Annotated in this window: 17 protein-coding genes; 9 read left to right on the top strand and 8 right to left on the bottom strand. The window is 61.9% G+C overall.

Going from position 1 to position 17069, the window contains the following annotated elements:
• Positions 1–15: 15 nt before the first annotated feature.
• Together BQ8482_RS06380 and BQ8482_RS06375 are read right to left on the bottom strand one after the other, a co-directional pair.
• A complete protein-coding gene (locus BQ8482_RS06380; RefSeq protein WP_123146703.1) occupies positions 16–1113 on the bottom strand; it encodes a polyamine ABC transporter substrate-binding protein in 1098 nt (365 codons plus the stop codon).
• A 358-nt stretch (positions 1114–1471) separates the two neighbouring features.
• Complete coding sequence (locus BQ8482_RS06375) at positions 1472–2425, bottom strand: DMT family transporter (protein ID WP_123146702.1); 954 nt, start codon at positions 2423–2425, stop codon at positions 1472–1474.
• Positions 2426–2680: 255 nt separating this feature from the next.
• Between BQ8482_RS06375 and BQ8482_RS06370 the strand changes: the two genes are divergently transcribed.
• Positions 2681–3472 carry a class I SAM-dependent methyltransferase gene (locus BQ8482_RS06370; RefSeq protein WP_123146701.1) on the top strand — a complete coding sequence of 264 codons (792 nt, stop codon included), beginning with the start codon at positions 2681–2683 and terminating at the stop codon, positions 3470–3472.
• A 41-nt stretch (positions 3473–3513) separates the two neighbouring features.
• On the opposite strand, the gene BQ8482_RS06365 is transcribed toward BQ8482_RS06370, so the two are convergent.
• On the bottom strand, positions 3514–4968 hold the full coding sequence (locus BQ8482_RS06365) for a helix-turn-helix domain-containing protein (protein ID WP_123146700.1): 1455 nt from the start codon (positions 4966–4968) through the stop codon (positions 3514–3516).
• A gap of 247 nt (positions 4969–5215) precedes the next feature.
• Here BQ8482_RS06365 and aceA point away from each other — a divergent pair, with 247 nt between their 5' ends.
• From aceA to BQ8482_RS06345, 4 genes are all read left to right on the top strand, one after another.
• The gene (aceA, locus tag BQ8482_RS06360) at positions 5216–6505 is read left to right on the top strand and encodes an isocitrate lyase (RefSeq protein ID WP_123146699.1); all 1290 of its coding nucleotides are present in this window, start codon (positions 5216–5218) and stop codon (positions 6503–6505) included.
• A 55-nt stretch (positions 6506–6560) separates the two neighbouring features.
• Positions 6561–6803: an SMc00767 family acetate metabolism repressor gene (locus BQ8482_RS06355; protein ID WP_077379645.1), complete on the top strand. Its 243-nt coding sequence runs from the start codon at positions 6561–6563 to the stop codon at positions 6801–6803.
• Between the two features lie 300 nt (positions 6804–7103).
• Positions 7104–7493 (top strand): response regulator, encoded by a 390-nt coding sequence (locus BQ8482_RS06350; protein WP_244602699.1) that lies wholly within the window; start codon positions 7104–7106, stop codon positions 7491–7493.
• 203 nt (positions 7494–7696) lie between these two features.
• Positions 7697–8140, top strand: a complete 444-nt coding sequence (locus BQ8482_RS06345) for a Fur family transcriptional regulator (RefSeq protein WP_095491384.1) — start codon at positions 7697–7699, stop codon at positions 8138–8140.
• Between the two features lie 10 nt (positions 8141–8150).
• On the opposite strand, the gene BQ8482_RS06340 is transcribed toward BQ8482_RS06345, so the two are convergent.
• The 5 genes from BQ8482_RS06340 to BQ8482_RS06320 form a co-directional block, all read right to left on the bottom strand.
• Positions 8151–8999 carry a metal ABC transporter permease gene (locus BQ8482_RS06340; RefSeq protein ID WP_123146697.1) on the bottom strand — a complete coding sequence of 283 codons (849 nt, stop codon included), beginning with the start codon at positions 8997–8999 and terminating at the stop codon, positions 8151–8153.
• The gene (sitC, locus tag BQ8482_RS06335; RefSeq protein WP_123146696.1) at positions 8996–9853 is read right to left on the bottom strand and encodes an iron/manganese ABC transporter permease subunit SitC; all 858 of its coding nucleotides are present in this window, start codon (positions 9851–9853) and stop codon (positions 8996–8998) included. The genes BQ8482_RS06340 and sitC overlap by 4 nt, the downstream gene beginning before the upstream one ends.
• Positions 9850–10755 carry a manganese/iron ABC transporter ATP-binding protein gene (locus BQ8482_RS06330; RefSeq protein ID WP_123146695.1) on the bottom strand — a complete coding sequence of 302 codons (906 nt, stop codon included), beginning with the start codon at positions 10753–10755 and terminating at the stop codon, positions 9850–9852. The genes sitC and BQ8482_RS06330 overlap by 4 nt, the downstream gene beginning before the upstream one ends.
• Positions 10752–11633, bottom strand: a complete 882-nt coding sequence (locus BQ8482_RS06325) for a metal ABC transporter substrate-binding protein (RefSeq protein ID WP_425294081.1) — start codon at positions 11631–11633, stop codon at positions 10752–10754. Before BQ8482_RS06325 ends, BQ8482_RS06330 begins: the two co-directional genes overlap by 4 nt.
• Positions 11634–11928: 295 nt before the next feature.
• Complete coding sequence (locus tag BQ8482_RS06320; RefSeq protein WP_123146693.1) at positions 11929–12645, bottom strand: HAD family hydrolase; 717 nt, start codon at positions 12643–12645, stop codon at positions 11929–11931.
• 149 nt (positions 12646–12794) lie between these two features.
• Here BQ8482_RS06320 and BQ8482_RS06315 point away from each other — a divergent pair, with 149 nt between their 5' ends.
• From BQ8482_RS06315 to BQ8482_RS06300, 4 genes are all read left to right on the top strand, one after another.
• A complete protein-coding gene (locus BQ8482_RS06315; protein ID WP_165848439.1) occupies positions 12795–14231 on the top strand; it encodes a glutamine synthetase family protein in 1437 nt (478 codons plus the stop codon).
• A 40-nt stretch (positions 14232–14271) separates the two neighbouring features.
• Positions 14272–14637 carry a four helix bundle protein gene (locus BQ8482_RS06310; RefSeq protein WP_123146692.1) on the top strand — a complete coding sequence of 122 codons (366 nt, stop codon included), beginning with the start codon at positions 14272–14274 and terminating at the stop codon, positions 14635–14637.
• 64 nt (positions 14638–14701) lie between these two features.
• Positions 14702–15988 carry an NAD(P)/FAD-dependent oxidoreductase gene (locus tag BQ8482_RS06305; RefSeq protein ID WP_123146691.1) on the top strand — a complete coding sequence of 429 codons (1287 nt, stop codon included), beginning with the start codon at positions 14702–14704 and terminating at the stop codon, positions 15986–15988.
• 229 nt (positions 15989–16217) lie between these two features.
• Complete coding sequence (locus tag BQ8482_RS06300) at positions 16218–17042, top strand: SH3 domain-containing protein (RefSeq protein WP_165848438.1); 825 nt, start codon at positions 16218–16220, stop codon at positions 17040–17042.
• Positions 17043–17069 lie beyond the last annotated feature (27 nt).

Below are 17069 nucleotides of genomic sequence, written 5' to 3'. Positions count from 1 at the left end.
GTCGTTGATTGTCGCTTACTGCCCGGTGACGATCTTGGTCCAGGTGCGGGTGACGACGCGCTGGGTCTTGGAATCGTAGGGGGCGATGGTGAACAGCTTCGCCAGCGTCGCCTCGTCCGGGTAGATCGCCGGATCCTCGAGTATCTCCTTGTTGATGAACTGCTGCGACGCCTTGTTGCCGTTGGCGTAGAAGACGTAGTTGCTCGACTTGGCGATCACTTCCGGCTTCATAATGTAGTTCAGGAATTCATGCGCCTCGGCGACATGCGGCGCGTCGGCCGGGATCGCCATCTGGTCGAACCACATTTCGGCACCTTCCTTCGGCACGGAATAGCCGATCTCGACGCCCTGATTTGCCTCCGTCGCACGGTCGCGCGCCTGGAACACGTCGCCCGACCAGCCGACGGCCAGGCAGATGTCGCCATTGGCCAGGGCGTTGATGTATTCCGACGAGTGGAACTTGCGGATGTAAGGCCTGATCTTCAGCATCAGTCCTTCCGCCTTGGCGAAATCGTCCAGCGACGTGGTCTCGGGATCGATACCCAGATATTTGAAGGCGTTCGGGAGGATGTCGCTCGGAGAGTCGAGGACATAGACGCCGCAATCCTTCAGCTTGGCCAGCTTTTCCGGGTTGAAGAACACGTCCCAGCTATCGATCTTGTCGGTGCCGAGCACTTCCTGCACCTTCTTGATGTTATAGCCGAGGCCGACCGTGCCCCACATGTAGTTGATCGAATATTCGTTGCCGGGATCGTACTTGGCTGTGCGCTCCGAAACGACGTCCCACATGTTCGAAATGTTGGGCAGCTTCGACTTGTCGAGCTTCTGGAACACACCTGCCTGGATCTGGCGTGCGAGGAAATTGGCGGTCGGCACGACGACGTCGTAGCCGCTGCCGCCGGCAAGCAGTTTCGTCTCCAGGAGCTCGTTGGAATCGAAGGTGTCGTAGGTGACCTTGATGCCCGTTTCCTTGGTGAAATCCTCGATAATCGAGCTGTCGATGTAATCCGACCAGTTATAGACATTGACGACGCGGTCCTGGGCATGAGCGCCGAGGGTGAAAAGCGTCAGAAATGCCGAGGTCGCCGAAAGCCAGAATGCTTTGCGGGTCATGCGTGTCTCCTTTGATGAGTGTTCCATCGCCAGCTCGTCGCGGGGCTGCGCGGCTGGGCGTTTGCTTCAGATTATTGGGCTTTCCGACAAGCGACAAGCGCGAACCGCCGACACCCTGGTGGTTCGATGTGCAGCGGCCGAGTCCCCCGTTCCCATGTCGTGATCCAGGTGGCATTCCGGCGCCGTCAAAGGCTCTCGCCACGGCGCGGGCAGGGAAACGACGATGTTGTCCGGTCTCGGTCGGGCCGGAGGGGAGACTTGGCAAGATGAGCCTGTCTTGTTGTTGCCGTATTTGCAGCCTGCCCGCGCGGCTGCGCCATTGTCAATGGCTCATCTCGCTTTGGCGCGTGCGCTGCAATCAATTAGGCGACGGCATGCCGGTGACACCCGGCCGCACCGGCCGCGCCTGACGCTTGAATTCGAGCCCGCTATGGACGAGCAGCGCCGTGACCACCACCGCGCCGCCAATGATGGTGCGTCCCGACGGCACCTCGGAATGGATGAGCCAGACCCAGATCGGGCCGAGGATCGGCTCGAACGTGCCGAGCAGTGCTGCGACCGCCGCTGGAACGAGCCGGGCGCCGGTGGCGAAGAAGGCAAGGCCGAGACCCAGATTGACCACGCCGAATGCAAACAGGAAGCCCATGTCGCTGCTGGAAACGCCGAATTGCGACGCCTGCGACGCCGCGAATGCGGCGGCAAGCATCGTGCCGAGGCAGGTCGCCGGCGTCATGCGCACATGGGCAAAGCGTCGCGTGATGACGGTGGCGATCGAAAACATCACGGCGATGAGCAGCGCCAAGCCGTCGCCGATGGGCGACACGGCGCCATCGAGCGATTCCGATACCATGATGGCAACGCCGGCAATGACGGCTGCAATCGCCACCCAGGTCGCCACGGCTACCCGTTCGCGAAACAGCACCCAGGCAAACAGCGCCGCCAGGAGCGGCACGCCTGCCTGCATCAAAAGGATATTGGCGACGGTGGTGTAGGCAAGCGCCACGACGAACGAGGTCGATGCGGTGGCGAAGCAGAACGCCACGGCAAGGCCGGGCAGGCCCATGCCGCGGAACAACCTTACCGTGCCGTGCCAGCCGTCGCGCCAGATCATGAAGCAGATGAGGAAGGCGGCGGCCCAGACCGAGCGCCAGAACACCACCGTCCAGCTGTCCCCGGCGTCGATGAAACGGGCGATGGCGCCGCCGAAACTCCACATCAGCGCCGACAGGAATATCAACAGGAGCCCGACACGCTCGTCACGCGGCGAGACGGCAGGGGAGACGGCTATCGCTGATGATGATGAATCGGTCATGAATGCGACTGTCGGTGATTTCGGGGCAGCACGATGCACAGCGGACGACAGAAACGTGCATTAATCGCGTAACGCAAAGACGAAGGTCGGGCGTGATCCAGCACCGTGTTCCGTTTGGCGCACTGACTAGCGCAGGGACGGGGCAAGACGGTCGTGCGGAGCTGGCAGGGATAGTTTACGATGCGAGGCTGGACGGCTACTGCGTGACAAGAGAAGCCCCGTGACCGACGTAAATAACATGTATAGGGCGACCCTATGGATGAGCCATTCTACAAGACAGCGGCGATTGGCTATGACGAGCTGTTCGCCCGCGCAACGAACTCGTTCATTCCATCCTTGCTGAAGGCAGCGCAAATTGCGCCTGCCCATCGGGTGCTCGATGTCGCAACGGGTACAGGAGCAGCAGCGCAAGCTGCAGCGATCGTGGTAGGCCCATCCGGCTCTGTCACTGCCGGCGATATCTCGCCGGCCATGCTCGAATCTGCCAAACGCAATTTGAAGAACCAGCCAATCATCCTCGCAAGGTTTGACGCTCACGCGCTCCCTTTCGAGGATTGTCGGTTCGATGCGGTGATCTGTCAGCTTGGGCTCATGTTCTTCTCAGACCCGCTTGGAGCGCTTTCTGAGTTTCGTCGGGTTCTGCGCCCCAACGGCTGGACTGCAGTTAGCGTGACGACGACGCCGGAGCGCTCGCTGTTCGCCAGAATAGGCGCGGTAATCGCCCGTTGCGCACCTGAAAAAGCCGAAAAGCTAAATCGCTTCTTCTCCATCCCTGACGCGACATGCTTGCATTCCTTGCTCCACCGCGCCGGGTTTCAAGAGGTCTATGTCCAGCTTGAAACTCGGCCCATCAAATTCTCATCTTTCGACGATTATTTCAGCGGAATCACCAAAGGAGCAACATTGAGCGGTCAGGAGTATGTGCAGCTTCCTCCAGACATGCAGGTCACAGTGCGCGAGGAAGTCTGGCGCGGGCTGGCTTCGCCGAGCGTTGGAGAGCCGCTGACGATTGAGATGGACGTTCTGATAGGCAGCGGTGGGCGATAGAACAATGCGCCGAGCGCAATTTGATGGAAACGCTGTGCCCGTCACTGGAAATCGAACGCGCTTAGTCCGGTCACCATCTCGTCAAGGCCGAGCGGGCGCGTCACCGGCGGCTCGGCGCGGGCGAGGCAGCCGATGCGTTCACACAGCCGGCAGGCCGGGCCAACCGGCGTGGCCGGATTGGCGCCCTGTCCGGCTTTTCCGGTCGCGGCGGCGGCTGCCCCCGGCAGTGCCGCGCCGTAGACGATCTCGTCACGAAAGCCGATATCGCAGCCCAACAGAAGGGCGGTACGGCGCGGTCGCTCCGAAAACGAGCCTTGCGGTCCTTCGAGCGTGCGGGCGACGCAGAGGAACTCGGCGCCATCGGGCATTTCCACCGCCTCTACGAAGATCTGGCCGGGCTGGGTAAAGGCGGCATGCACGGGAAGCTTCGGACAGCCGCCGCCGAAGCGGCTTTGCGGAAAACCCTGGCTGCCCGCCTTGCGGAAGCGGTTGCCGGCATTATCGACCTCGAGCATGAAGAACGGCACGCCCGGCGTGCCCGGCCGCTGCAGCATGGTCAGGCGGTTCGCCGCCTGCTCGAAGGAGACGCCGAAGCGCGAGCGCAGCACGTCGATGTCGTAACGCGCGCGTACCGCGGCTGCGTGAAAGGATTGATAGGGCATCATCAGCGCGTGGGCGGCGTAGCGGCCAAGCTCGAAGCGGGCAAGCCGGCGGGCTTCATCCGTGGTCAGCTTCAGCGCCTGGATCTCGCTTGCCACCGCGACCGTCATGCGGATCAGGCAGGCCTCCATCGCCACCTCGCGCAACTGATCGAACGGCGACAGGCGCTCGGACAGAAACAGGCGTTGCGAGTGGCGGTCGTAGCGGCGGCGCCAGTTCGGCATGGTGGCGACCGGCAGCACCTTGACGACGATGGCATATTCGCGCTTCAGCCAGGCCTTCAACGCACCGAACAGATCGTCGCCGGGATCGAGAACCGACGTGAATGCCTCGGCCTCCTCTTCGAGCGCGGCAAAATGGTTCGGCCGGCGCTCGAAAATCTCGTGCACCTCGTCGATCGGCAAGCGGGCGCCGGAGAGTGCCGTCGCTTTGCCCTCACGCGCGAGAAGCTCGTTGAGGTCGGAAAGGCGCTCGGCCTGCTCGCGATAGGCGCGAAACAGTTTTATCACCGCGGCGGAAGCGTTGGGCGCCGCCTCTGCAAGCTCGATCAGTTCCTGGTCACCAGGCAATTCGCCGACCAGCAGCGGGTCTGAAAATACTTCCTTCAAGGCAGCGACCGACCCCCGAGCCTCGCCCTGCAATTCATGCGGGTCGACCTTGTAGACGGATGCCAGCTTGAGGATCAGCTGAACCGTCAGCGGCCGCTGGTTGCGCTCGATGAGATTGAGGTAGGACGGCGAGATGCGGAGCCCTTCGGCCATCGCGGTCTGGGTCAGGCCCTTGGCGCTGCGGATGCGGCGGATGCGCGGCCCGGCGAAGATCTTCTGATCGGCCACTCGACTGTCCTTGACAGAAATTTACATGACTCTGCACGGCGATGCCATGCCGGCTTTTTTACAATCGTGACAAATTTACAGCGTCTAGCTGTCAAACGCAACACAGGTTTTCTCTTATTTTCCAGCCAATCCGCCGGTTTTTCTCGCCTGCTTCGCGCCAGAATGTAAATGCTGTCACACCAAAACGACGCAGAAATCTCCATGAGGCGGCGTTTCCATCCCAGCAGCGATTTACTCGGAGTGACCAATGACCGATTTTTACAACCTCGTCCCCTCGGCGCCGGAAGGCCGCTTCGACGGCATCGAGCGGCCCTACTCGCCGGACGACGTGAAGCGGCTGCGCGGTTCGGTCCAGATCCGGCAGAGCCTCGCCGAAATGGGCGCCAACCGGCTCTGGCAGCTCATCCACGAAGAGGACTTCGTCAACGCGCTCGGCGCCATGTCGGGCAATCAGGCGATGCAGCAGGTCCGGGCCGGGCTGAAGGCGATCTACCTGTCTGGATGGCAGGTCGCCGCCGACGCCAACACGGCATCCGCCATGTATCCGGACCAATCGCTTTATCCCGCCAATGCGGCGCCCGAACTGGTCAAGCGCATCAACCGCACCCTGCAGCGCGCCGACCAGATCGAGACCTCCGAAGGCAAGGGACTTTCGGTCGACACCTGGTTCGCGCCTGTTGTCGCCGATGCGGAAGCCGGCTTCGGCGGACCGCTCAATGCCTTCGAGATCATGAAGGCCTTCATCGAGGCGGGTGCCGCCGGCGTCCACTACGAGGACCAGCTGGCGTCGGAGAAGAAATGCGGCCATCTCGGCGGCAAGGTGCTGATCCCGACCGCCGCACACATCCGCAACCTCAACGCCGCGCGACTTGCCGCCGACGTCATGGGCACGCCGACGCTGGTCGTCGCACGCACCGACGCGGAAGCGGCAAAGCTGCTCACCTCCGACATCGACGAGCGCGACCAGCCCTTCGTCGACTATGGCGCCGGCCGCACGGTGGAGGGCTTCTATCACGTCAGAAACGGCATCGAGCCTTGCATCGCGCGGGCCGTCGCCTACGCGCCCTACGCCGACCTGATCTGGTGCGAAACCTCCAAGCCCGATCTGGCGCAGGCCAAGAAGTTCGCCGAGGGCGTGCACAGGCACCATCCCGGCAAGCTTCTCGCCTATAATTGCTCGCCGTCGTTCAACTGGAAGAAGAACCTCGACGACGCCACGATCGCCAGGTTCCAGAAGGAACTCGGCGCCATGGGCTACAAGTTCCAGTTCATCACGCTGGCCGGTTTTCACCAGCTCAATTTCGGCATGTTCGAACTCGCCCGCGGCTACAAGGCGCGGCAAATGGCGGCTTATTCCGAGCTGCAGGAGGCTGAATTCGCGGCGGAAGCCCACGGCTACACCGCGACCAAGCACCAGCGCGAAGTCGGCACCGGCTATTTCGACGCCGTGTCGATGGCGATCACCGGTGGCCGGTCTTCGACCACGGCGATGCATGAATCGACCGAGCACGCCCAGTTCAAACCGGCGGCAGAATAGCCAGCAACGCAACAAAATAGAGGAACGCCCCAAAGGGGTATGAAGGAGAAGACCAATGGCATCGATAAGCCGCGTCAAGGAACGGGCCGAAGAACAGGCCACCACCATGACCGTCGACCAGCAAGCGACCATCCGCATGCTGGCGAATGACCTGCACAGGCTCAACCAGTCGGTGATGAAGGCGGTCGAGGCCGGTGTGTCGGTGGAGCTGGTGCGCTCGGCACGGCACCATGGCGGCGACGGCAACTGGGGCGACCTGCTGATCCCGGTGATCGTCACCCAGCGGAGCCTCGGCTGACCGAAGCCTGTCGGTGGATCCAGCATCACCTGCGCAGTCTCTGCGCAGGTGATCTGCGTCTGCAGGACCAGTTTGCATAGGGGCAAGAACAGAACTCGCTTTAAATTTTAACGTTTCTTGCGATATTCTGGATATCCGCCATTTCAGCTTGACACAGGCAGCGATCTCACTGCAATTGTTTCTAAAGTTTCAACCCTGCATTGAAACCAGACGAGTGCCCCCACGCTCATGCGCCCCATGAACCGCGACCCCAGAACCGTAAGCCACCTGACTTGGGGGAGCCGGAATGTGGACCCCGAGATGCTCACGGACTTCACCCGCGTGCTCGTCGTCGGGAAGTCGCCGGTCAACCGGGTGGTGGTTTCGAAAATCGTCGAACGATCCGGGCTCAAACCGATCTCGGAATCGCCCGAAACGGCAGCAACGACGTTGCGATCGCTCATTCCCGGAGCTGTCGTCCTCGATGGCGGAGCGGACAACAAGGACTGCGACGCGCTGATGTCCGGTATCGATGCGCTGCGACGCGCCTCGGGCAGGCCGCTTCCCTCGGTGATCCTGCTTTCGACCAAGAACGGCACACCGGAGAGCCTTGGCCTGTCGAGCGTCATCGATGCGGTGGTCGTCAAACCGATCACGACCGAACGGCTGCAGCCGGTGATCGACCACCTGATCGGGCTCGGACGTAACTAGCCAGCATCCGATCCGGCTCACACGCCCTTCCTTGCTTCTTGCGATCGGATCTGGATATCTCTATGTCAGTAGGTGACCGCCTGACAGCGAACCCAGTCCGATGTCCTTTTGCAATTGCGACGCATCTGGGGTAGCAGCTTCGAACAAATCCGCAGGCATGTTCCGACTTCGCGACATGGCTGTCGATATTGGCGGATCATGACATGTCCTCAGAACAGACCATCGCCGCGCTTTGCAGGAAACTCGGACTGCGCATCACCGGTCCGCGCCGCGTCATCATGCGTGTTATATCCGAATCCAGCGACCATCCGGATGTGGTGGAACTCCATCGCCGTGTTGTCGCCATCGAGCCGACGATCGCGCTCGCCACTGTCTATCGCACCGTCAGCCTTCTGCGCGAAAAGGGCATTCTGGAGCGGCACACCTTTGGCGATCGGCGCGCCAGATACGAAACCGTCCCCCGTGAGCATCACGATCATCTCATCAACATCGAGACGGGAGACGTCGTCGAATTCCAGTCGGCGGAGATCGAACGGCTCCAAGAGGAAATCGCTCGACAGCACGGATTCACGATCATCAGCCACAGACTGGAGATCTACGTGAAGCCGATCCAGAAAACGCGACGCTCTCGTCAATCCGGAGAATGACCGCCCGTTTCTAGCGTTCCTCGCCAATCTCCATTCGGCTCACCACTTTGAGTGTTGTAACGGCGAAGGCCGCGATAAAGGCGGCCGACAGCATGAGAACTATGGTCGGCGCCGGTGCGCTGTCGATGAAGAAGGATAGATAGACGCCGAGAAACGACGCGGCGACCGCGATCGCCACCGACAGGATCAGCATGGCGCTGAACTTCCTTGTCAGCAGGAAGGCGATGGCGCCAGGCGCGATCAGCATGGCGATGGCCATGATGATGCCGACCGCCTTCAGCGCGCCGACGATGGTGAGCGAGATCAGGCAAAGCAGGCCGTAGTGGAGCAGGTTGACCCGAAGACCAACCGCGCGAGCCTGAGCCGGGTCGAAGGCGTGCAGCAGGAAGTCGCGCCACTTGATCCCGATGATGCCGGCCGTAATCGCAGCAATGAGCCCCGTTTCGACGATGTCGCGCAGGCCGATGCCCAGCACATCGCCGAACAATATGTGGTCGAGATGCACGTCGGACTGGATCTTTACATAGAGCACCAGGCCGAGGCCGAACATGCCGGAGAAGACGATGCCCATTACCGTGTCCTGCTTGATGCGGCTGTTGTCCTTGAGGAAGCCGGTGGCGAGAGCGCAGACCATCCCGGCGGCGAAGGCGCCGACCGAATAGGGAAATCCAACGATGTAGGCGATGACCACGCCGGGAAAGACGGCGTGGCTGATCGCGTCGCCCATCAGCGACCAGCCCTTGAGAACGAGGAAACAGGAGAGCAGCGCCGTCGGCACAGCGACCAGAACCGAAACAATCAGGGCATTGACCATGAAGCCGAACTGGAAAGGGGTAAGCAGCGTATCGAGGAAGCTCATAGGCTGGCCTCCAAGGCGCTCGCCGCGCGGCGGCGGGCTGCTAGCATTCCATGCTTGGGAGCGAAGAAGAAGGCGGCGAGAAAGATCAGCGTCTGCAACACGACGATGATGCCGCCGGTGGCGCCATCGAGAAAATAGCTGGCATAGGCGCCAGTGAAACTCGTGACCGCGCCGATGACAACCGCGATGACGAGCAGGCGCGGAAAGCGGTCCGTCAGAAGATAGGCGGTCGCGCCGGGAGTCACCACCATGCAGATGACAAGGAAAGCGCCGACGGTCTGAAGCGCGGCGACCGTGGAGGCCGATAGCAGCATGAAGAACATGATCTTGAGCGCGCTGGGGTTGAGGCCGATCGAGCGGGCATGGCTCTCGTCGAAGAAGACCACCATCAGATCCTTCCATTTCACCAGCAGGATGGCGAGCGAGACGAAGCCTATGATGGCGAGCTGAAGCGTGTCTTCCGGGGTAATGGCCAGGATGTTGCCGAGCACGATCGTCTGGATATTCACGGAGGTCGGTGACAGCGACACCATGAACAAGCCGAGGCCGAAGAAGGAGGAGAAGATCAGGCCGATGATGGCGTCTTCCTTCAGCTTGGTGCGCTGGTTGAGGAAGAGCATCGCCGCAGCGGCGAGCCCGCCGGAGAAGAAGGCGCCGATCGAGAAGGGAAGGCCCAGCATATAGGCGCCGGCGACGCCTGGCACGATCGAATGCGAGAGCGCGTCGCCGATCAGCGACCAGCCTTTCAGCATCAGATAACAGGACAGGAAGGCGCAGACACCGCCGACTAAGGCCGACACCCACATGGCATTGAGCATATATTCGTAGCCGAACGGCTCGAGCAGGACACTCATTCGTCCGGTTCCCGCATCTTCTGCTGCATCGCTCCGTTCTCTCCGTAGAAGACCAGCGGCCGCTCGTCGTCGGTAATGACGGCAAGGCGGCGCCTGTCGTCGTCCTCATGCAGTCCGGCACCGCCCAGCACGAAATGACGCAAGACGCCGCCGAAAGCCTTTTCCAGGTTCGCCTGCGTGAATGTCTGGCCTGTCGGCCCGTAGGCAAGGACCGTGTTCCGGAGCAGCACGGCACGGTCGCAGAACTCCGGCACGCTACCCAGATTATGCGTCGAGACCAGCATCACTCGGCCTTCGTCCCGGAGCGCGCGCAGCAGTTCGACGATAGCGTCCTCGGTCCTGACGTCGACGCCGGTGAAGGGCTCGTCGAGCAAGATGACGCGCCCGTCCTGCGCCAGCGCCCGAGCGAGAAAGACGCGCTTCTTCTGCCCGCCCGAAAGCTCGCCGATCTGGCGCTTGCGGAAATCGCTCATGCCGACACGCGCAAGCGCGGCCGTAACCGCCTCACGATCGGCAGCCTTCGGAATGCGCATCATGCCCATATGGCCGTAGCGACCCATCATGACGACGTCCTCGACCAGTACCGGGAAGGTCCAATCGACCTCCTCGGCCTGCGGCACATAGGCGACGACGTTTTTTCTCAGCGCGGCCGCGGCCGGCTGTCCGAGAACAAAAATCTCTCCCTTTGCCAGCCGCACGAAGCCCATGATGGCTTTGAACAGCGTCGACTTGCCAGAGCCGTTGACACCGACAAGTGCCGTGATCGTGCCTGTCGGTATTTCAAAGCTCGCATCCCGCAGCGCCGTCTGGCCGGTGCGGTAGGTGACGGTCGCGTCGCGGATGGCGAGACCGGCCCCCGCATCCTCGGACGCGGGGGCAAGAGGCGGAACGGCTTCGTTCATTGCGACAGCCCTGCGGCGAGGCCTTTCTGAACCGTATCGGATGTCACACGCAGCAGGTCGATATAGGTCGGCACCGGGCCGTCCGCCTCGCTGAGAGAATCGACGAAGAGCACGCCGCCGTAATGCACCCCCGTCTCGCGCGCGACCTGCCGGGCCGGCTTGTCCGACACGGTGCTTTCGCTGAAGACGGCAACGATCTTGTTTTCCCTGACCGCGTCGATCACCTTGCGAACCTGCTGCGGGGTGCCTTGCTGGTCAGCGTTGATCGGCCACAAATAAAGCTCCTTCAGCTCGAAATCGCGTGCGAGGTAGGAGAAGGCGCCTTCGCTCGACACCAGCCAGCGCCTGTCCTGCGGGATCGAGGCAAGCTTATCACGGATCGGCGCGACGGCCGCCTCTATCTTTGCCTTGTAGGCTTCTGCATTGGCCTTGTAGGTCTCGGCATGCGCCGGATCGTGCTCGACGAAGGCGTCGCGGATGTTGTCGACGTAGATCAGCGCGTTTGACGGCGACATCCAGGCATGCGGGTTCGGTTTGCCCGTATAGGGCCCCTCGGCGATGCTCATCGGTTGGACGCCCTCGGAGACGATCGCGCCGGGCACGTCGCTGAGGTTCTGGAAGAATTTTTCGAACCAGAGTTCGAGGTTGAGCCCGTTCCACAGAATGAGCTGTGCGCCCTGCGCCCGCTGAATGTCGCCCGGCGTCGGCGCGTAATTGTGGATCTCCGCTCCCGGCTTGGTGATCGATTCCACGATTGCTGCGTCGCCCGCCACATTCTTCGCCATGTCGGCGATGACGGTGAAAGTCGTCACGGCCTTGAACTTTTCCTGGGCTTTCGCTGGACTTGAAGCCACTGCCGCAGCGAAAACCGTAACCATCAACCCGATGACAACCCGTCGCCCGTATCTCTCAATCATCAATTTCTCCTGCCGCGATTTTTAACGTCCCGCCGGTGGCCGCCATTATGCGACTGCGACGCGCGCTTTTCGCATACTCTGCAATTGCGACTGATTTGCAAGTAGAAAGCGGTTTTGCATCGTGGATTGTACACGGCCGCGCGATGGAGGTCAGCTACAGCGCGGCCCTTGGCGGAGCGGACAACAAGGATTGCGACGCGCAATGTCCGGCATCGATAAGCTGCGGTGCACGCCGGTTCGACGCCGAGACACGCGATCAGCCGGCTTTCCCGATGCTTTCGACAAGTCCGGGCAGTTCCGAGAGATCGGCTATCTGGCGGAAGCGAGGCGCGGTGACCGGCGGCTCGACATGTTCCAGCACCCAGGTCAGTTCATGCGGCACGTGGATACCCCAACTGCCGGCCTCGATGGCCGGCACCACGTCCGACTTGAGCGAATTGCCGACCATCATGCTTTTTTCGGCGCCATCACCGTGGCGGCGGAAGATCCTGACATAAGTCGCGGGGCTCTTGTCGCTGACGATTTCGACGGCATCGAACAGGTCGCCGAGGCCCGATTGCGCCAGCTTGCGTTCCTGATCGAACAGGTCGCCCTTGGTGATCAGCACCAGGCGATACGCGCCCGCCAGCTTTTCCACGGTTTCGCGCGCATGAGGCAGCGCCTCGATCGGATGGCCAAGCATCTCGCGGCCCGCCGCAAGAATCTCGGCGATGACCGAGGCCGGCGCGCGGCCCTCGGTAATCTCGATCGCCGTTTCGATCATCGACAGGGTAAAGCCCTTGATGCCGAAGCCGTAGACGGCGAGGTTGCGCTTCTCGGCCTCCAGCAATCTTGCCGAGATGTGCTCCTCCTCGGCATGATCGGCGAGCAGCGCGGCAAAGCGCTTTTCGGTCATGCGGAAGAACTGCTCGTTCTGCCAGAGCGTGTCGTCGGCATCGAAGCCGATCGTGGTCAATTCATGATTGTTCAGCATTCGATGTCTTCAACCGAGGTCATTGAACTTGCGTCGAACCTAAGCTGCCTGGGGCGGTTTTCAACTGGGCAGGCGAACGCAACCGCGCTCCCCTTCCCTTCCATCGCCGGCCCCGGCTATACTCCCAAATCCGCAACCCAATCTGGTGAATGATGCCGCCTGCAAAAAAGGAAGTCCGTCCGTCGAGCCGCGGAGGACGTATCCGCACGCCTGCCTTCGTGAAGAACCAACGTGGTGTGAAAAACTGGAAGGAAGTCGGCGCCTGGCTGGCATGGCGCGGCATCGAGGATATCGAATGCATCACGCCCGACCAGGCGGGTGTTGCGCGCGGCAAGATGATGCCGTCGAAGAAATTCACCTCCAACACCTCGCTGGCGCTGCCTTCGGCGGTGTTCATGACGACGATCTCCGGCGGCTACCCGGAAGACGGCAACGGGTTCCACTATCCGGAGGACGACGGCGACCTCAAGCTGATGCCGGACCTGTCGACACTGACCGTGGTGCCGTGGGAAGAGGACCCGACGGCGGCGGTCATCTGCGACCTCGTCCACCAGGACGGCCGCTCGGTCGAGTTCACGCCGCGCAACGTGCTGAAGCGTGTGCTTGCCGCTTACGACAAGCGCGGGCTGAAGCCGGTGGTAGCGCCCGAGATCGAGTTCTACCTGGTGCGCAAGAATCCAGATCCGGACTACCCGCTGACGCCGCCGGTCGGGCGTTCGGGACGGGCGATCGGCGGTGGCGCCGGCTACTCGATCGCCGGCGTCAACGAGTTCGACGAACTGATCGACGACATCTATCATTTCTCCGAAAGCCAGGGCCTGGAGATCGATACGCTGATCCACGAGGAAGGCGCCGGCCAGCTCGAGATCAATCTGCGCCATGGCGATCCGATCGAACTCGCCGACCAGGTGTTCATGTTCAAGCGCACCATCCGCGAGGCGGCGCTGAAGCATGAGATCTACGCCACCTTCATGGCCAAGCCAATCCAGGGGCAGCCCGGGTCGGCCATGCATATCCACCAGTCGATCATCGACAAGAAGACCGGCAAGAACGTCTTTTCCGCCGAGGACGGCTCGGAAACCGAAGCCTTCTTCCATTTCCTCGGCGGCATGCAAAAACATGTGCCGAACGCGCTGGTGATGTTCGCGCCCTACGTCAATTCCTATCGCCGGCTGACGCAGTCGGCTTCCGCACCGGTCAACAACAAATGGGGCTACGATAATCGCACTACCGCCTTCCGCGTCCCGCGTTCCGACCCGGCAGCCAGGCGCGTCGAGAACCGCATCCCCTCATCCGACGCCAATCCCTATCTGGCGCTGGCCGCATCGCTCGCCTGCGGGCTGATCGGCATGACCAACAAGATCAAGGCCGAACCGCCGGTTCTCACCACCGCCAACGAGGCAGAGATCGACCTGCCGCGCAGCCTGCTCGAAGCTGTCGACCTGTTCGAAGCCGACGAGGAACTCTGCGCGCTGCTCGGCAAGTCATTTGCCGCGACCTATGCGGCGATCAAGCGGGCGGAATTCGAGACCTTCATGGAAGTGATCAGTCCGTGGGAGCGGGAGTATCTGTTGTTGAATGTGTAGGAGGGGAGTACGGCAGTAGGGCAGTAGGGGGCGGCACGTAGTGGCGAAGATCGAGTCCTACAGGGATCTGATCGTCTGGCAGCAGGCAATGGACCTGGCAGTATCAATCTATGAAGTGACACGAGCTTGGCCGAAAGACGAGCTCTATGGAATGACAGGTCAGGTGCGTCGGGCAGCTACCTCCGTACCTGCCAACATCGCCGAGGGTTACGGCCGAGAGAGCCGAGCTTCCTATCAGCAATTTCTCAGGATCGCCCAAGGATCACTCAAGGAACTGGAGACGCATCTTATGATTGCGCACCGTGTCGGAATCGCCTCGCACGAGGCGGTCGAACCTTTGATGAACCGCAGCGAGAGCGTAGGGACGTTATTGCGCCTTCTGATCCGCAAATTGTCACCTGAATAGCTTCTACTGCCCTACTGCCCTACTGCCCTACTGCCCTACTGCCCTACTGCCCTACTCGGTCATCATGCCCTACCAATCCCCAATCTCGCCCGGCCGCTCCTGGTATGAGGACACGGCCGGGCCGCGGCCCGAATACCCGGCGCTCGACGGCAACCGCAGATGCGACGTCGTCATCGTCGGCGGCGGCTTTACCGGCCTGTCGGCGGCGGCACACCTCGCCAAGGCCGGCAGCAATGTCGTGCTGATCGAAGCGCATCGTTTCGGCGACGGCGCATCGGGCCGCAATGGCGGCCAACTCGGCACCGGCCAGCGCGCCTGGGCCGAGGAACTGGAGGCGGAATACGGCTTTTCCCGTGCCAAGGCGCTGTTCGACCTCGCCGAAGAGGCCAAGGCGCATCTCCTCGAGTTCGCCGCCGCCAACAAGATCGAGATCGACTACATGCCCGGCCAGATGTCGGTGGCGCACAAGCAGCGCTATGTCGACGATTACAAGGCGCATGCCGAGATCATGGCGAACCGTTTCGGCTACCCGCACATCACCTTCATGGACGCCAAGGAGACAGCGGAGCGGCTGGGCTCGACGCGCTACTTCGGCGGCACCCGCGACACCGGCACCGGGCACATTCATCCGCTGAAGCTGGTGATCGGCACGGCAAAGGTGGCGGCGCAGGCGGGCGCGCAGTTGTTCGAGCAGACGCCGGCGACCGGCATCGCATCGCTTGGCGGCAAGGTCAGAGTTACGACGCCGAAGGGCACGATATCAGCCGAGAAATGTCTGATCGGCGTCAACGCTCATGGCGGCACGCTCGAGCCGATCAGCGCCGCGCACATCATGCCGATCGGCTCCTTCATCGGCGCGACGGTGCCGCTGGGGGCTGACACAAACGTGCTGCCGGGCGGTGAGGCGGTCGATGATTCCCGCTTCGTCGTGCGCTACTTCCGCAAATCGACGGATGGGCGGCTGCTGTTCGGCGGACGCGAAATCTATGCCGTCAACGATCCGAAAGACATCCATGTCCACATCCGCCGGCAGATCGCCGAGCTTTACCCAGCGCTGAAGGACATCGAGATCACCCATGGCTGGGGCGGCTATGTCGGCATCACGATGCCGAGAAAACCCTTCGTGCGCGAGGTGATGCCCAATGTGATCTCGATCGGCGGCTATTCTGGCCATGGCGTCATGCTGTCGAACTTTTTCGGCAAGCTCTATGCCGAAACCGTTGCCGGCAACCGGGACCGGCTGAGGCTGCTCGAGGACCTGAAAATCCCGGCCTTTCCCGGCGGCCGGCGCTTCCGCGCGCCTCTGCTGTTTCTTGCGCTCAACTGGTATGCCTTAAGAGACCGTATCTAACCATAGGTTGCAAAATCCCTTGCAAGTTGCAGAATCTCTCGCAAAGGTGCAGAATCCGCCTGGCAAGGGCGCAGTGATGCCACAATCGCCGGCAAAGGATGCGGGCTCAGGGCAGTTGAATGGGGAGTTTGCGGGCCTGCCCGCGTTGGTTTGGGACCGATGCCGACCAATTGCCGGTTTTCCCAGCATAGGTCGTAAGAACGTCGGCCCGCAAATGGAGGTTGTAAGAGTGAGAGAGCCCTTCAGTTTCGGCGCGCCGGAACGACGGCGCTTTGCGGTGCAGTTTGGCTACGACATGCAGCCCAGGTTCTGGCGGCAAATCCGGTCGAACCTGCATCTGGTCATCGCCGCGTTTGGCACAGCAGCGCTGCTTAGCGTGGCAGCGGTGGCGCTATGGCTGGCATTGCCGGCCGACGAGAGACAAGCGGTCGCGAGTCCCGAGCAGATCGTTTCAAGCATTGCGGTAAAAACAACAAGGATCGTGCCGACCGCGGCCGCGAGGGTCGCCGCGGCGCAGCAGGCTGCGAGCAAGACCGATGCGATTTCGCCGGCGGTGGTTGCAGCGAAGGCCGAGATAGCGGCGCTGGCGCCCAATGATCCTCGCTGGACAGGATCGGGACCGAAGACCACACCCGGCCAGATGGCAGGCCAGGCTGAAAAAACGGCAGACAAGCCGCCCGCTGCGGCGGCACTCGCCGATCCGGCAGCGAAAACCAAAGTGGCAGCATTGCTTGCCAAAGTCGCTGCTCCCAACAAGACGGCGACGGACGGTGCGCCAACCGCCGCCATCCCCACCCCGAAGCCGCTGCCGGCCGCGACACAGAAGGATGGCACCCAGGCCAAAGTCGAGGCCAAGCAAGCAAGCGCGGCAGACACCGGACGCATCCTCAGGGGCGTCACCATGCGCACCGGTCCGAAGAACAGTGCGGCCGCCATCGTCACCATTCCCGCCAAGACCTCGGTTCAGGTGATGGGCTGCAAGAAATGGTGTCAGATCGTCTACAACGGCAAACGCGGCTGGATCTACAAGAGCTTCGTCAAGACCGGCGCCTAATGCATGTCGCGCAAAAGCCCTCGGGCT

It is taken from the genome of Mesorhizobium delmotii, assembly GCF_900149755.1.
In the GTDB taxonomy this organism is placed as follows: domain Bacteria; phylum Pseudomonadota; class Alphaproteobacteria; order Rhizobiales; family Rhizobiaceae; genus Mesorhizobium; species Mesorhizobium delmotii.
This window is presented reverse-complemented; position numbering and strand designations above follow the sequence as displayed.

Excerpts from the sequence above, each read along its gene's own strand:
- BQ8482_RS06315 (WP_165848439.1), top strand. The coding sequence starts at position 12,795 with ATGATGCCGCCTGCAAAAAAGGAAGTCCGTCCGTCGAGCCGCGGAGGA.
- BQ8482_RS06350 (WP_244602699.1), top strand. The coding sequence starts at position 7,104 with ATGCTCACGGACTTCACCCGCGTGCTCGTCGTCGGGAAGTCGCCGGTC.
- BQ8482_RS06345 (WP_095491384.1), top strand. The coding sequence starts at position 7,697 with ATGTCCTCAGAACAGACCATCGCCGCGCTTTGCAGGAAACTCGGACTG.
- BQ8482_RS06355 (WP_077379645.1), top strand. The coding sequence starts at position 6,561 with ATGGCATCGATAAGCCGCGTCAAGGAACGGGCCGAAGAACAGGCCACC.
- BQ8482_RS06340 (WP_123146697.1), bottom strand. The coding sequence starts at position 8,999 with ATGAGCTTCCTCGATACGCTGCTTACCCCTTTCCAGTTCGGCTTCATG.
- aceA (WP_123146699.1), top strand. The coding sequence starts at position 5,216 with ATGACCGATTTTTACAACCTCGTCCCCTCGGCGCCGGAAGGCCGCTTC.
- BQ8482_RS06330 (WP_123146695.1), bottom strand. The coding sequence starts at position 10,755 with ATGAACGAAGCCGTTCCGCCTCTTGCCCCCGCGTCCGAGGATGCGGGG.
- BQ8482_RS06305 (WP_123146691.1), top strand. The coding sequence starts at position 14,702 with ATGCCCTACCAATCCCCAATCTCGCCCGGCCGCTCCTGGTATGAGGAC.
- BQ8482_RS06320 (WP_123146693.1), bottom strand. The coding sequence starts at position 12,645 with ATGCTGAACAATCATGAATTGACCACGATCGGCTTCGATGCCGACGAC.
- BQ8482_RS06325 (WP_425294081.1), bottom strand. The coding sequence starts at position 11,633 with ATGGTTACGGTTTTCGCTGCGGCAGTGGCTTCAAGTCCAGCGAAAGCC.
- BQ8482_RS06375 (WP_123146702.1), bottom strand. The coding sequence starts at position 2,425 with ATGACCGATTCATCATCATCAGCGATAGCCGTCTCCCCTGCCGTCTCG.
- BQ8482_RS06380 (WP_123146703.1), bottom strand. The coding sequence starts at position 1,113 with ATGACCCGCAAAGCATTCTGGCTTTCGGCGACCTCGGCATTTCTGACG.
- BQ8482_RS06370 (WP_123146701.1), top strand. The coding sequence starts at position 2,681 with ATGGATGAGCCATTCTACAAGACAGCGGCGATTGGCTATGACGAGCTG.
- sitC (WP_123146696.1), bottom strand. The coding sequence starts at position 9,853 with ATGAGTGTCCTGCTCGAGCCGTTCGGCTACGAATATATGCTCAATGCC.